Annotated in this window: 12 protein-coding genes; 10 read left to right on the top strand and 2 right to left on the bottom strand. The window is 67.9% G+C overall.

Annotation, left to right across the window (positions count from 1 at the left end):
* Nucleotides 1–58: 58 nt before the first annotated feature.
* The 4 genes from tldD to R9B84_RS03575 all read left to right on the top strand — a co-directional run bounded on the left by tldD (nt 59) and on the right by R9B84_RS03575 (nt 3,776).
* Nucleotides 59–1,525 carry a metalloprotease TldD gene (gene tldD, locus R9B84_RS03590; protein ID WP_048242939.1) on the top strand — a complete coding sequence of 489 codons (1,467 nt, stop codon included), beginning with the start codon at nt 59–61 and terminating at the stop codon, nt 1,523–1,525.
* Between the two features lie 397 nt (nt 1,526–1,922).
* Nucleotides 1,923–2,996: a 3-deoxy-7-phosphoheptulonate synthase AroG gene (gene aroG / locus R9B84_RS03585; protein ID WP_047899858.1), complete on the top strand. Its 1,074-nt coding sequence runs from the start codon at nt 1,923–1,925 to the stop codon at nt 2,994–2,996.
* A 124-nt stretch (nt 2,997–3,120) separates the two neighbouring features.
* Nucleotides 3,121–3,390: a type II toxin-antitoxin system Phd/YefM family antitoxin gene (locus R9B84_RS03580; RefSeq protein ID WP_423759229.1), complete on the top strand. Its 270-nt coding sequence runs from the start codon at nt 3,121–3,123 to the stop codon at nt 3,388–3,390.
* Complete coding sequence (locus R9B84_RS03575; protein WP_423759228.1) at nt 3,387–3,776, top strand: type II toxin-antitoxin system VapC family toxin; 390 nt, start codon at nt 3,387–3,389, stop codon at nt 3,774–3,776. The genes R9B84_RS03580 and R9B84_RS03575 overlap by 4 nt, the downstream gene beginning before the upstream one ends.
* Nucleotides 3,777–3,861: 85 nt before the next feature.
* On the opposite strand, the gene hmpA is transcribed toward R9B84_RS03575, so the two are convergent.
* Nucleotides 3,862–5,070 (bottom strand): NO-inducible flavohemoprotein, encoded by a 1,209-nt coding sequence (hmpA, locus tag R9B84_RS03570; RefSeq protein WP_423759227.1) that lies wholly within the window; start codon nt 5,068–5,070, stop codon nt 3,862–3,864.
* A gap of 94 nt (nt 5,071–5,164) precedes the next feature.
* Nucleotides 5,165–5,716, bottom strand: a complete 552-nt coding sequence (locus R9B84_RS03565) for a cob(I)yrinic acid a,c-diamide adenosyltransferase (RefSeq protein ID WP_423759226.1) — start codon at nt 5,714–5,716, stop codon at nt 5,165–5,167.
* A 137-nt stretch (nt 5,717–5,853) separates the two neighbouring features.
* On the opposite strand from R9B84_RS03565, the gene R9B84_RS03560 reads away from it, so the two are divergent.
* From R9B84_RS03560 to proC, 6 genes are all read left to right on the top strand, one after another.
* Nucleotides 5,854–7,263: an FAD-binding oxidoreductase gene (locus tag R9B84_RS03560; protein WP_423759225.1), complete on the top strand. Its 1,410-nt coding sequence runs from the start codon at nt 5,854–5,856 to the stop codon at nt 7,261–7,263.
* Between the two features lie 41 nt (nt 7,264–7,304).
* The gene (locus R9B84_RS03555; protein ID WP_423759224.1) at nt 7,305–8,798 is read left to right on the top strand and encodes an FAD-linked oxidase C-terminal domain-containing protein; all 1,494 of its coding nucleotides are present in this window, start codon (nt 7,305–7,307) and stop codon (nt 8,796–8,798) included.
* 183 nt (nt 8,799–8,981) lie between these two features.
* Entirely contained in the window at nt 8,982–10,070 is a 1,089-nt protein-coding gene (glcE, locus tag R9B84_RS03550) for a glycolate oxidase subunit GlcE (RefSeq protein WP_423759223.1), read from the top strand.
* 312 nt (nt 10,071–10,382) lie between these two features.
* Complete coding sequence (gene glcF / locus R9B84_RS03545) at nt 10,383–11,609, top strand: glycolate oxidase subunit GlcF (RefSeq protein WP_423759222.1); 1,227 nt, start codon at nt 10,383–10,385, stop codon at nt 11,607–11,609.
* A 103-nt stretch (nt 11,610–11,712) separates the two neighbouring features.
* Nucleotides 11,713–12,411 (top strand): YggS family pyridoxal phosphate-dependent enzyme, encoded by a 699-nt coding sequence (locus R9B84_RS03540; RefSeq protein ID WP_423759221.1) that lies wholly within the window; start codon nt 11,713–11,715, stop codon nt 12,409–12,411.
* A gap of 51 nt (nt 12,412–12,462) precedes the next feature.
* Entirely contained in the window at nt 12,463–13,275 is an 813-nt protein-coding gene (gene proC / locus R9B84_RS03535) for a pyrroline-5-carboxylate reductase (RefSeq protein WP_423759220.1), read from the top strand.
* Nucleotides 13,276–13,368 lie beyond the last annotated feature (93 nt).

The raw sequence follows: 13,368 nt of genomic DNA, 5'->3' as shown, positions 1-13,368 counted from the left end.
CGGCCAACCCATCTGCCCAGAAGCACCCGACAACTTTTTGAGAAACCCCGATATCCGCATGAACATCATCGAACCCGGCATCCGCAACCTCGCGCTGGCGAAGGACATCCTGCTCACGCCGTACGGCCTCGACGAAAGCCTGCTCACGCGCACGATCGCCGACATCTTCACGCATCGCGTCGACTACGCGGACCTGTACTTCCAGGCAACCCGCAGCGAAGCGTGGAGCCTCGAGGAAGGCATCGTCAAGTCGGGCAGCTTCAGCATCGACCAGGGCGTCGGCGTGCGCGCGGTCGCGGGCGACCGCACCGCGTTCGCGTACTCGGACGACCTGTCGCCCGAAGCGATCGCGCAGGCGGCTGCGGCCACCAAGGCGATCGCGGCAGCCGGCGGCGGCCGGCAGAAGATCAAGGCGGCGACGTCGCTGAAGGGCATCTCGGGCCGCGACCTGTACCTGCCGTCCGATCCGCTCGCGTCGCTCGACGCGACGGCCAAGGTCAAGCTGCTCGAGCGCATCGAGCAGATGGCTCGCGGGCGCGACCCGCGCGTCACGCAGGTGATGGCGGGCCTCGCCGGCGAATACGACGTCGTGCTCGTCGCGCGCAGCGACGGCGCGCTCGCGGCCGACATCCGCCCGCTCGTGCGCGTGTCGGTCACGGTGATCGCCGAGCAGAATGGCCGCCGCGAGATCGGCTCCGGCGGCGGCGGCGGCCGCTTCGACTACGGTTACTTCACCGATGAAGTCCTGTCGCGCTACGTCGACGACGCCGTGCACGCGGCGCTCGTCAATCTCGATGCACGCCCCGCGCCGGCCGGCGCGATGACGGTCGTGCTCGGGCCGGGCTGGCCGGGCGTGCTGCTGCACGAAGCGATCGGCCACGGCCTCGAAGGCGATTTCAACCGCAAGGGTTCGTCGGCATTCGCCGGCCGGATCGGCGAGCGGGTCGCGGCCAAGGGCGTGACCGTCGTCGACGACGGCACGCTGCCGAACCGCCGCGGGTCGCTGAACATCGACGACGAAGGCAACCCGACGCAGTGCACGACGCTGATCGAGGACGGCATCCTGAAGGGCTACATCCAGGACACGCTGAACGCGCGCCTGATGAAGATGCCGGTCACGGGCAACGCGCGGCGCGAGTCGTACGCGGCGCTGCCGATGCCGCGCATGACGAACACGTACATGCTGAACGGCGACAAGGATCCGCAGGAAATCATCGCGTCGGTGAAGAACGGCCTGTACGCGGTGAACTTCGGCGGCGGCCAGGTCGACATCACGAACGGCAAGTTCGTGTTCTCGGCATCCGAGGCGTACATGATCGAGAACGGCAAGATCACGTACCCGGTGAAGGGCGCGACGCTGATCGGCAGCGGCCCCGAATCGCTGAAGTACGTGAGCATGATCGGCAACGACATGTCGCTCGACACGGGCGTCGGCGTGTGCGGCAAGGAAGGCCAGAGCGTGCCGGTCGGCGTCGGCCAGCCGACCCTGCGGATCGACAAGATGACGGTCGGCGGTACGGCATAACCGCATCGCGACGCAGACAATCCGCGCATTTTTAAGAAACCGCGCGGATTGTCCGCATTTTTGACGTTTCCCGGTTGCCAGCCGCACGGCGACCGGGTATAAATTCCGAATCAACTTTTTTGACGAACCGAATCCCCGTCATGTCCGCCAAGTTTTACTTTTACTTTTTTTGGTATCTCAGACCGCTGGCGGATCGAGAGGGTTGATGGCGCGTAAAGCGCAACCGAAATTCCCGAAAAAACCGCCGGCGAACCCGGCGGTTTTTTTTCGCCCTTCGCCACCCGGTCGCAGCCGCCGTGTCCCGCGGCCCCGACCGAAACCACTGAATCGCTTGAATTGATGAATCTGCCGCACGCGCACTGACCGAACGGCGCCCCGGAACACTAGGAGAAACAGCATGCCCCCGCACAATACCGACGACGTCCGCATTCGCGAACTCAAGGAACTGACGCCGCCCGCCCACCTGATCCGCGAATTCGCGTGCTCCGAAGCCGCGTCGGAGCTGATCTACAACTCCCGCCAGTCGATGCACCGCATCCTGCACGGGATGGACGACCGGCTGATCGTCGTGGTCGGGCCGTGCTCGATCCACGATACGAAGGCGGCGATCGAATACGCGGGCCGGCTCGTGAAGGAGCGCGAGCGCTTCAAGGGCGAACTGGAAATCGTGATGCGCGTGTACTTCGAGAAGCCGCGCACGACGGTCGGCTGGAAGGGGCTCATCAACGATCCGTACCTCGACAACAGCTTCAAGATCAACGAAGGGCTGCGCACCGCGCGCGAGCTGCTGCTGCAGATCAACGAGATGGGGCTGCCGGCCGCGACCGAATACCTCGACATGATCAGCCCGCAGTACATCGCCGACCTGATCTCGTGGGGCGCGATCGGCGCGCGCACGACCGAGTCGCAGGTGCACCGCGAGCTCGCGTCGGGGCTGTCGTGCCCGGTCGGCTTCAAGAACGGCACCGACGGCAACGTGAAGATCGCGGTCGACGCGATCAAGGCCGCGTCGCAACCGCACCATTTCCTGTCGGTGACGAAGGGCGGCCACTCGGCGATCGTGTCGACGGCCGGCAACGAGGACTGCCACGTGATCCTGCGCGGCGGCAAGACGCCGAACTACGACGCGGACAGCGTGAACGCCGCCTGCGCGGACATCGGCAAGGCCGGCCTCGCCGCGCGCCTGATGATCGACGCAAGCCACGCGAACAGCTCGAAGAAGCACGAGAACCAGATCCCGGTGTGCGCGGACATCGGCCGCCAGATCGCGGCGGGCGACGAGCGGATCGTCGGCGTGATGATCGAGTCGCACCTTGTCGAAGGCCGTCAGGACCTGAAGGAAGGCTGCCCGCTGACCTACGGCCAGAGCATCACCGATGCGTGCATCGCGTGGGACGACAGCGTGAAAGTGCTCGAAGGGCTCGCGGAATCGGTCAAGGCGCGGCGCGTGGCGCGCGGCAGCGGCAACTGACAAGCACGAGCGGGCCGAATCGCCGTGGCCCCGCCTGCCGGCATGCTGGCCATCCGGCCAGCATGCACCCGGCGTTCGGCCCTGCTAGACTAGCTAACGTAGACTAGCTAACCAGGAGTCGATCATGCCGATCGTCAACATGCACGATGCCAAGTCACGGCTCTCAAGCCTTGTCGAAGCTCTCGAGCTGGGGCGCGAATCCGAAGTCGTCATCGCTCGCAACGGCCATCCGGTCGCCCGAATCGTTCCCTACGCGGCACCAAAGCGGATCGGGGCGGCCCGCCAGTTGCTGGCCGGCCTGAACATCCCGACCACAGTGGAGGCGTTCAACGCCGGCGACGAATCGATCACCACCGACTTCGACACCAGCGCGGAGCGGGGGCTCGCGCCGTGAAGTTGCTGCTCGATACGCATATCGCGCTCTGGGCTGCCGAAGGCGCTTCCCAGTTGTCGCCAACTGCGGTCGCGCTGATCGAAGCTCCCGAGAACACGTTGTACGTCAGCGCCGCGTCCATCTGGGAAATCGCGATCAAGTACCGCAAAGGCAACCTTCCTGTTCATCCGCGCGACGCACGCTCGGCGTTCCGGCTCGCGGGCTTCGCGGAGTTGCCGATCAGCAGCGATCACGTCGAAGCAGTCGCCGCGCTGCCCGATTTCCCGGACCACGCCGACCCGTTCGACCGCGTGATGGTCGCGCAGGCGCTCCACGAAGGCATACCGCTCGTCAGCGCCGATCCGAAGGTGTGGCGCTACCACGCGACACTGATGTTGCGCGCCTGACGTCATTCGCGCGGCGTCGCAAGCGATGAAAAAAGCCCGGCTCGCGCCGGGCTTTTTCGTTGGCCGCAGTTCATCATTCAGCGCATCACTCGAGCGCGCCCGAGCCGAAGATTTCGGTATTGATGCGTTCCGGCGCGACGCCGAGCGCGACCAGCGCATCGCGTTGCGCCTTCATAAACGCGATCGGGCCGCAGATGTAGTAGTCGGCGTCCGGCACCAGCGCGAAGTCCTTCACGCGTTCCGGCGTGAGGCGCCCTTCGAGGTCATGGTCGACGCCAGCGCGATCGTTCGGGCCGACCAGTTCGTACACCACCGTGCGCTCGACGTTCGCGTGCTCGCGCACCGTATCGTTCAGCCAGTCGCGGAACGCGTGCACCGCGCCCGAACGGCATGCATGAACGAAGCGCACATCGCGCTTGCTGCCTTCCGACACCAGCGTCGATGCCATCGACACCATCGGCGTCAGGCCGACGCCGCCGGAGATCAACACGACCGGCGTATCGACGCCGCGCTTCAGCGAGAATTCGCCCATCGGCGCGGTCACTTCGACGACCGCGCCCTCCTCCACGCCGTCATGCATCAGCGTCGACACCTTGCCGGCCGGGATCGCTTCCGGCTGGCCGGCCTCGCGCTTCACCGAGATGCGCAGCCACTTGCCGTGCGGCGCGTCGGACAGGCTGTACTGGCGCGGCTGGTCGACGCCGAGGTCGCCGACGAAGCGCTTCACCGTGACGTACTGGCCCGGCTCGAAGGTCGGCGCCGTGCCGCCGTCGGCCGGGCTCAGGTAGAACGACGTGATCTCGTCGCTCTCGCGCACCTTGCGCACCACCTTGAACGGACGGAAACCGCTCCAGGCGGCGCCCGCGTACAGGTCGGCCTCGGCACCGATCAGGATCTGCGCGAGCTGGCCATACGCGACCCGCCACGCTTCGAGCGTGTCGGCATCGACCGCGTCGCCGAGTACCTCGACGATCGACGCGAGCAGGTTCTCGCCGACGATCGGGTAGTGCTCGGGGCGGATGTTCAGGCTCGCGTGCTTGTGCGCGATGTGCGACACCGCACCGCCGAGTGCGCCGAGGTTGTCGATGTTCGCCGCATACGCATAAACCGCCTTCGCGAGCGTTTCCGGCTGGCTGCCGGTCTTCTGGTGCGTCTGGTTGAACAGGTTTTTCAGTTCCGGATGGCGCGCGAACATGCGCTGGTAGAAATGCTTCGTGATCGTCGCGCCGTGCACGGCGAGGACAGGGGCAGTGGCCTTCACGCGAGCCATCTGGTCAGCGGTGATGTGGGTCATGTTCGTTCTCCGTTAAACATGCGCATACGATACATGTTTAAAAAAACGACTTCATCGGGCAAATTGTCGCAGTGTGCAAAAGCGCCGCGGCGCGCTAGCGGACGCGCCCGCGCTCCCACAGCACGTCCGCCCCGCCGTCGGCGCGGTTCAGCACGCGCGCCAGCACGAACAACAGGTCCGACAGCCGGTTCACGTAACGCCGCGGCGTATTGTTGAGCGTTTCGTTGCGGCCGAGCGCGACGATCGAGCGCTCCGCACGGCGGCACACGGTCCGGCACACGTGCGCGAGCGACGCCGCGCGCGAGCCGGCCGGCAGGATGAATTCCTTCAGCGGCGGCAGCGTCGCGTTGTAATCGGCGAGCCACCGGTCGAGTCGCGCGAGATGCGTGTCGTCGAGCACCGCATGGCCGGGGATGCACAGCTCGCCGCCGAGATCGAACAAGTCGTGCTGGATCGTGACGAGCGCCGTGCGCACGTCGTCCGGCAGCGTCTCGGCGAGCAGCACGCCGAGATTCGAGTTCAGTTCGTCGACGTCGCCGATCGCCGCGATCCGCGCGTCGTCCTTGCCGATGCGCCGTCCGTCGCCGAGGCCGGTGGTACCGTCGTCGCCCGTGCGCGTCGCGATCTTGCTCAAGCGGTGTCCCATGCGAATGTCCTCTCGTGCGCGGCCGCGATGCGGCCCGGTTGGGTTGGAACGCGATTATCGCAGCCCGCGGCGGGGCTGGCAGCAGGCGTTACAGCGTAGAATGGACCGAAAGTCCGACAAGCAGTCAGGAGACATTCGTGAATCACCCCGCCTCGCCAGCCGCCACGCGCCGCCCGCTGCCCCCCGCCATGCTCGATGCGCTGCGCGCCGCCTTCGGCGAACGCGTGTCGACCGCCGATGCGGTCCGCGCCCACCACGGCCGCGACGAATCGCCGTTCGATCCGCAACTGCCCGACGCCGTCGTGTTCGCGCACAGCGCGGACGACGTACGCGAAGTCGTGTCGCTGTGCTCGCTCTACAGTGTGCCGCTGATCCCGTACGGCGCCGGCTCGTCGCTCGAAGGCCACCTGCTCGCGGTGCGCGGCGGCATCTCGCTCGACCTGTCGGAAATGAACCGCGTGCTGTCGATCAACGCCGAGGATCTCACCGTGACGGTCGAGCCGGGCATCACGCGCAAGGCGCTCAACGAAGCGCTGCGCGACACCGGGCTGTTCTTCCCGATCGACCCGGGCGCCGACGCCAGCATCGGCGGGATGACCGCGACCCGCGCATCGGGCACCAATGCCGTGCGCTACGGCACGATGCGCGAGAACGTGCTCGGCCTGACCGCGGTGCTCGCCGACGGCCGCGTCGTGAAAACAGGCACGCGCGCCCGCAAGTCGTCGGCAGGCTACGACCTCACGCGCCTGTTCGTCGGTTCCGAAGGCACGCTCGGCGTGATCACCGAGATCACGCTGCGCCTGCACCCGCTGCCCGAAGCCGTATCGGCCGCGATCTGCACGTTCCCGACGATGGGCGACGCGGTGCGCGCCGTGATCGAGACGATCCAGATCGGCGTGCCGATCGCGCGCGTCGAATTCGTCGATTCGCTCGCCGTGCGCTCGATCAACCGCCACTCGAACCTGACGCTCACCGAAGCGCCGACGCTGTTCTTCGAATTCCACGGCACCGAGGCCGGCGTGAAGGAACAGGCCGAACTCGTGCAGGCACTCGCCGGCCAGAACAACGGCCAGGGCTTCGAATGGGCGACGCGCCCCGAGGACCGCAGCCGGCTCTGGGCCGCGCGCCACAACGCGTACTTCGCGATGCTGCAATTGAAGCCCGGCTGCCGTGCGGTGACGACCGACGTCTGCGTGCCGATTTCGCAACTCGCCGCATGCGTCGAGGAAACCGAAGTCGACCTGCGCGCGTCGTCGCTGCCCTGCCCGATCGTCGGCCACGTCGGCGACGGCAATTTCCACGTGGCGATCCTGATCGATCCCGACAAGCCCGAGGAACTCGCCGAAGCCGAGCACATCAACGACCGGATCGTCGAGCGCGCGCTGCGCCTCGGCGGTACCTGCACGGGCGAGCACGGCGTCGGGCTGCACAAGATGCGCTTCCTGCCGAAGGAGCACGGCGACAATGCGATCGACACGATGCGCGCGATCAAGCTCGCGCTCGATCCGCGCAACCTGATGAATCCCGGCAAGATTTTCACGTGCTGAGACGGCGGCGCGAGATCGCGCCCCGTGCTGCAGGAGACCCCATGAACGCTCCCGTCGAACTGTCGAGCGCGGCACGCGCGCAGCGCCAGCGCGAAGTCGTGCAGGCGCTGATGGCCGTGCTGCCGACGCACTGCCTGCTGTACCGCGACGAAGACACGGCACCGTACGAATGCGACGGCCTGTCCGCCTACCGCCGGCTGCCGCTCGTGGTCGCGCTGCCCGAAACGGAATCGCAGGTGCAGCGGATCGTGCAGATCTGCCGCCGCATGGAAGTGCCGATCGTGCCGCGCGGCGCGGGCACGAGCCTGTCGGGCGGCGCGCTGCCGATCGCGCTCGGCGTGGTGCTGTCGCTTGCGCGCTTCACGCGCATCGTCGAAGTCGACCCGTACGCGCGCACGGCGACCGTGCAGCCCGGCGTGCGCAACCTCGCGATCTCGGAAGCCGCCGCGCCGTACGGCCTGTATTACGCGCCCGATCCGTCGTCGCAGATCGCCTGCACGATCGGCGGCAACGTCGCGGAAAATTCCGGCGGCGTCCACTGCCTGAAATACGGGCTGACCGTGCACAACGTGATGCGCGTGCGCGCGGTGACGATCGACGGCGAGATCGTCGAGTTCGGCTCGCTCGCGCTCGACATGCCGGGCCTCGACCTGCTCGCCGTGATGATCGGCAGCGAGGGGATGTTCGCGATCGTCACCGAAGTCACGGTGCGGCTGATCCCGAAGCCGCAGACCGCGCAACTCGTGATGGCAAGCTTCGACGACGTCGTCAAGGGCGGCGAGGCCGTCGCGGCGATCATCGCGTCGGGCATCATCCCGGCCGGGCTCGAGATGATGGACAAGCCGGCCACGCAAGCCGTCGAGGCGTTCACGCATGCGGGCTACGACCTCGACGCGAAGGCGATCCTGCTGTGCGAATCGGACGGCACGCCGGAAGAAGTCGCCGAAGAGATCGTGCGGATGACGGCCGTGCTGCGCGAACACGGCGCGACGCGCATCCAGGTGTCGCGCAACGAACAGGAGCGGCTGCGCTACTGGTCGGGCCGCAAGAACGCGTTCCCGGCCGCCGGCCGCATTTCCGCCGACTATTACTGCATGGACGGCACCGTGCCGCGCCGCGCGATCGGCCCGCTGCTCGCGCGCATCGAACAGCTCGAAACGCGCTACGGGCTGCGCTGCATCAACGTGTTCCATGCGGGCGACGGCAACATGCATCCGCTGATCCTGTACAACGCGAACGATCCTGACGAGCTGCACCGCGCCGAGGAGTTCGGCGCGGAAATCCTCGAATGCTGCGTGGAATTCGGCGGCAGCGTGACGGGCGAGCACGGCGTCGGCATCGAAAAGCTCAATTCGATGTGCGTACAGTTCTCGCCGCAGGAGCGCGACGCGTTCTTCGCGGTCAAGCGCGCGTTCGACCCGGCCGGGCTGCTGAATCCCGACAAGGGCATCCCGACCCGCGCGCGCTGCGCCGAGTACGGCCGCCAACACGTGCGCGGCGGGCTGTTGCCGCACCCCGACCTGCCGCGCTTCTGAGCGTCGCGCGGGGCGCGGCGCGTGCCGGCGGCCGGTCCGCACCGCGCTGCCGTGCCCGCTCGGCCCGTTCGCACGGCGGTGAGGGCATGCGGTCCGCACTACCGGGCTTAGGGATAGTCGCGATGTGGAATCGCGCCACCCCGGTACAATCGACCGAACAACAAGTCGAGGCAGCAACGGAACATGGAAGAGGACGACATCGTCGCCGGATGGGCCGAGCGCATCCGCGCGGCCAGTGCCGATGGCCGGCCGCTGCGGATTCGCGGCGGCGGCACCAAGGACTGGTACGGCCAGGCGCTCGAGGGCGACATACTCGACACGCGCGCGTTTCAGGGCATCGTGTCGTACGACCCGGCCGAACTCGTCGTCACGGTCCGCGCGGGCACGCCGCTCGCGCAGCTTGAAACCGTCCTCGCCGAGTGCGGCCAGATGCTGCCGTTCGAGCCGCCGCACTTCGGCCGCGCGGCCACCGTCGGCGGCTGCGTCGCGGCTGGCCTGGCCGGCCCGCGCCGCGCCACCTGCGGCGCACCGCGCGATTTCGTGCTCGGCGTCACGCTGATGAACGGCCGCGGCGAAATGCTGCGCTTCGGCGGGCAGGTCGTGAAGAACGTCGCCGGCTACGACGTGTCGCGGCTGATGGCCGGTGCGCTCGGCACGCTCGGGCTGATGCTCGACCTGTCGATCAAGGTGCTGCCGATGCCTGTCGCCGAAGTCACGCTGAAGTTCGAGATGACCGCGACCGACGCGGTGCGCAAGCTCAACGAATGGGGCGGTCATCCGCTGCCCGTCAGCGCGAGCGCGTGGCGCAACGGCACGCTCGTGCTGCGCCTGTCGGGCGCCGAAGCGGCCGTGAAATCCGCGAAGACGCTGCTCGGCGGCGAGGTCGTCGACGCGGTCGAAGCCGAACGCTTCTGGGCCGGCCTGCGCGAGCATACCGACCCGTTCTTCAACGGCATCCCGCCCGGCTATGCGCTGTGGCGCCTCGCGCTCCCATCGATCACCGAACCGATGCACCTGCCCGGCACCCAGTTGATGGAATGGGGCGGCGCGCAGCGCTGGTGGATCACCGACGCCGATGCGCAGACCGTGCGCATGAGCGCGAAGCAGGCCGGCGGCCACGCGACGCTGTTCCGCGCGGGCGACGCGTACGACCGCAGTGCGGGCGTGTTCACGCCGCTGCCCGCCCCGATGATGAAAATCCACCGCGGATTGAAGGCCGCGTTCGATCCCGCGCGCATCTTCAACCGCGGCCGGCTCTACCCCGATCTTTAGGGTCTGTTTACCTATGGAACGCACATGCGAATGCCCGAAATCGCTCGTCCCCCAAGGGGACTTCCTGCGGGGCGTATGGCAAGAAGTGAGGAGCGCCGTTTGGCCGAGCCAAACAAGCGACGAGCGACGCCGCCATACGGGCGATTTCGGGCATTCCCGTGGATTGAATTTTTTAATTAGGGGTTGCCACGAGAACGGCCGCTCGCCGCGTTGCGCGCCTTGGCGATACGTCAGTATTCGCGGCGTCACGCGCCTCGCGAGCGGCCGTTCTCGTGGCAACGCATGCGCGCTCCATAGGTAAACAGACCCTAAATGCAAACGAACCTCGCCGATTTCATCCGCAACACGCCCGACGGCGACGAGGCCGACGCGATCCTGCGCAAGTGCGTGCATTGCGGGTTCTGCACGGCAACCTGCCCGACCTATCAACTGCTCGGCGACGAACTCGACGGCCCCCGCGGGCGCATCTACCTGATCAAGCAGATGGTCGAAGGCGCGACCGTCACGCGCAGCACGCAGCAGCACCTCGACCGCTGCCTGACGTGCCGCAGTTGCGAGACGACCTGCCCGTCCGGCGTCCAGTACGGCCGGCTCGTCGAGATCGGCCGCAAGCACGTCGAGGCGCAGGTGCGGCGCCCCGTGCAGCAGCGTCTCGTGCGCCGCCTGCTCGCGACCCTCGTGCCGAACGCCGCGCTGTTCTCGCCGGTGATGCGGCTCGGCCAGCACGTGCGGCCGCTGCTGCCGAAGCGGCTGCGCGACAAGGTGCCGCCGCGCACGCGGCTGCTCGAATGGCCGCACCGCACGCATACGCGCAAGATGCTGATGCTTGGCGGCTGCGTGCAGCCGTCGATGCTGCCGAACATCAACATCGCGACCGCACGCGTGCTCGACGCGCTCGGCATCGAGACGGTCGTCGCGCCCGACGCGGGCTGTTGCGGCGCGATCCGCCTGCACCTGAACTATCACGACGAAGCGCTCGACGACGCGCGCCGCAACATCGACGCGTGGTGGCCCCATGTCGAGCAAGGCGCCGAGGCGATCGTGATGAACGCGTCGGGCTGCGGCGCGACGGTGCTCGAATACGCGCACCTGCTGCGCGACGACCCGGTCTACGCGGAGAAGGCGCAGCGCATCGTCGCGCTGACGCATGACATCTCCGACGTGCTGCTCCCGTTCGAGGCCGAACTCGCGACGCTCGCGCGGCGCCGCGCGATCCATACCGTCGCGTACCACCCGCCGTGCACGCTGCAGCACGGCCAGCAGTCGCGCGGCAAGGTCGAACGCCTGCTCGAGACGCTCGGCATCGACGTGCGGCTGCCGGCCGACAGCCATCTGTGCTGCGGCTCGGCCGGCACCTATTCGCTGACGCAGCCGTCGCTGTCGTACCGGTTGCGCAAGCAGAAGCTGCTGAAGCTGCAGGCGCTCGAACCGCAGATGATCGTGTCCGGCAACATCGGCTGCATCGCGCACCTGCAAAGCGGCACGCAGATTCCGGTCACGCACTGGATCCAGCTCGTCGAGCATTTGCTGTACGGCTGAGGCGAGCCGCGCACGCGGCGTCCGTATAATGGGCGGATCGAAGCGCCGCGTGCCGCGGCGCTTCGGCTTCATGCCTGCTTCCGTGCCTGTCTTCGTGCCCGTCATGTCCGATCTCGTCGCCCGTCTCGAATCCGTTCATCGCCGCATCGCCGACGCCGCCCGCGCGGCCGGCCGCGATCCCGCCACCGTGTCGCTGCTTGCCGTCTCGAAGACGTTTCCCGCCGACGACGTGCGCGCCGCGCATGCGGCCGGGCAACGCGCGTTCGGCGAAAACTACGTGCAGGAATCGATCGACAAGATCGACGCACTCGCCGACCTGCGCGCGAGCCTCGAATGGCATTTCATCGGGCCGCTGCAATCGAACAAGACGCGCCCGGTCGCCGAGCGTTTCGACTGGGTCCATTCGGTCGACCGGCTGAAGATCGCACAGCGCCTGTCGGAACAACGCCCCGCGCACCTGCCGCCGCTCAACGTGTGCGTGCAGGTGAACATCAGCGGCGAGGCGTCGAAGAGCGGCGTCGCGCCGGCCGACGTGGCCGACGTCGCGCGCGCGGTCGCCGCGCTGCCGTCGCTGCGGCTGCGCGGCCTGATGGCGATTCCCGAACCGGCCGGCGACACCGAAGCGCAACGCGCGCCGCATCGCGCACTGCGTGCGCTGTTCGACGCATTGCGTGACGGCGGCCTGCCGCTCGACACGTTGTCGATGGGCATGTCCGCCGATCTCGACGCGGCCGTGCTCGAAGGCGCGACGATCGTGCGCGTCGGCACCGCGATCTTCGGCGCGCGCGATTACGCGCACTGAACGCCGCGCCCTTTCCGCCTTTCCGTTCACTCACTCGCTCAATCCGACATCATGAAAATCGCATTCATCGGCGGCGGCAACATGGCCGCGGCCCTGATCGGCGGCCTGATCAAGCGCGGCGTCGCCGCTGACGGCCTGTATGCCATCGACATCAACGAGGACGTCCGCGCGCGCGCCGCGCAGCAATTCGGCGTGCGCACCGGCGCAGCCGTCGACGCGACGCTCGCCGATTACGACGCGGTCGTGCTCGCGGTGAAGCCGCAGGTGCTGAAGGACGTCGCGCAGGCGCTCGCGCCGCACCTGAAGTCGCAGCTCGTGATCAGCATCGCGGCCGGCATCCGCGGCACGGACCTCGCGCGCTGGCTCGGCGACTACGCCCGCGTCGTGCGCACGATGCCGAACACGCCCGCGCTCGTCGGCATGGGCGTGACGGGCCTCGCCGCGCTGCCGGGTGTCGACGCGGCGGGCCGCGAACTCGCATCGAACGTGCTCGGCGCGGTCGGCGAGATCGTGTGGTTCGACGACGAAGCGCAGCTCGATGCCGTCACGGCCATTTCGGGCAGCGGCCCCGCGTACGTGTTCTATTTCATCGAAGCGCTGCAGGAAGCCGCGCGCCGCCTCGGCATGAACGACGAACAGGGTCGCGCGCTCGCGGTCGCGACGTTCGCGGGCGCCGCGCAACTCGCCGCGCAATCGGGCGAACCGGCGAGCGTGCTGCGCGAGCGCGTGACGTCGAAGGGCGGCACGACGGCCGCCGCGCTCGCGTCGTTCGACGCGCAGGGCGTGAAGGAAGCGATCGTGCGCGGCGCGCTCGCGGCCGAGGCGCGCGCGAAGGAAATGGGCGACGAGCTCGGTCGCGCGTAAACGTGCCCGTGGTGCCGGCTGCCCTGGCACCGGACGTAAAAAAAGCGGCCATCGAGCCGCTTTTTTATTGGCAATGCGCGCCGGCGCGCGGCG

The sequence above is a fragment of the Burkholderia sp. NLJ2 genome (assembly GCF_049487195.1).
Lineage (GTDB): Bacteria > Pseudomonadota > Gammaproteobacteria > Burkholderiales > Burkholderiaceae > Burkholderia > Burkholderia pyrrocinia.
Note: the sequence above shows the minus strand (reverse complement) of the source record. Positions and strands in the feature narration are given on the sequence as shown.

Coding starts and splice junctions, on each gene's coding strand:
- R9B84_RS03565 (WP_423759226.1), bottom strand. CDS start 5,716: ATGGGACACCGCTTGAGCAAGATCGCGACGCGCACGGGCGACGACGGT.
- R9B84_RS03540 (WP_423759221.1), top strand. CDS start 11,713: ATGTCCGATCTCGTCGCCCGTCTCGAATCCGTTCATCGCCGCATCGCC.
- R9B84_RS03580 (WP_423759229.1), top strand. CDS start 3,121: ATGCCGATCGTCAACATGCACGATGCCAAGTCACGGCTCTCAAGCCTT.
- proC (WP_423759220.1), top strand. CDS start 12,463: ATGAAAATCGCATTCATCGGCGGCGGCAACATGGCCGCGGCCCTGATC.
- tldD (WP_048242939.1), top strand. CDS start 59: ATGAACATCATCGAACCCGGCATCCGCAACCTCGCGCTGGCGAAGGAC.
- glcF (WP_423759222.1), top strand. CDS start 10,383: ATGCAAACGAACCTCGCCGATTTCATCCGCAACACGCCCGACGGCGAC.
- glcE (WP_423759223.1), top strand. CDS start 8,982: ATGGAAGAGGACGACATCGTCGCCGGATGGGCCGAGCGCATCCGCGCG.
- aroG (WP_047899858.1), top strand. CDS start 1,923: ATGCCCCCGCACAATACCGACGACGTCCGCATTCGCGAACTCAAGGAA.
- hmpA (WP_423759227.1), bottom strand. CDS start 5,070: ATGACCCACATCACCGCTGACCAGATGGCTCGCGTGAAGGCCACTGCC.
- R9B84_RS03555 (WP_423759224.1), top strand. CDS start 7,305: ATGAACGCTCCCGTCGAACTGTCGAGCGCGGCACGCGCGCAGCGCCAG.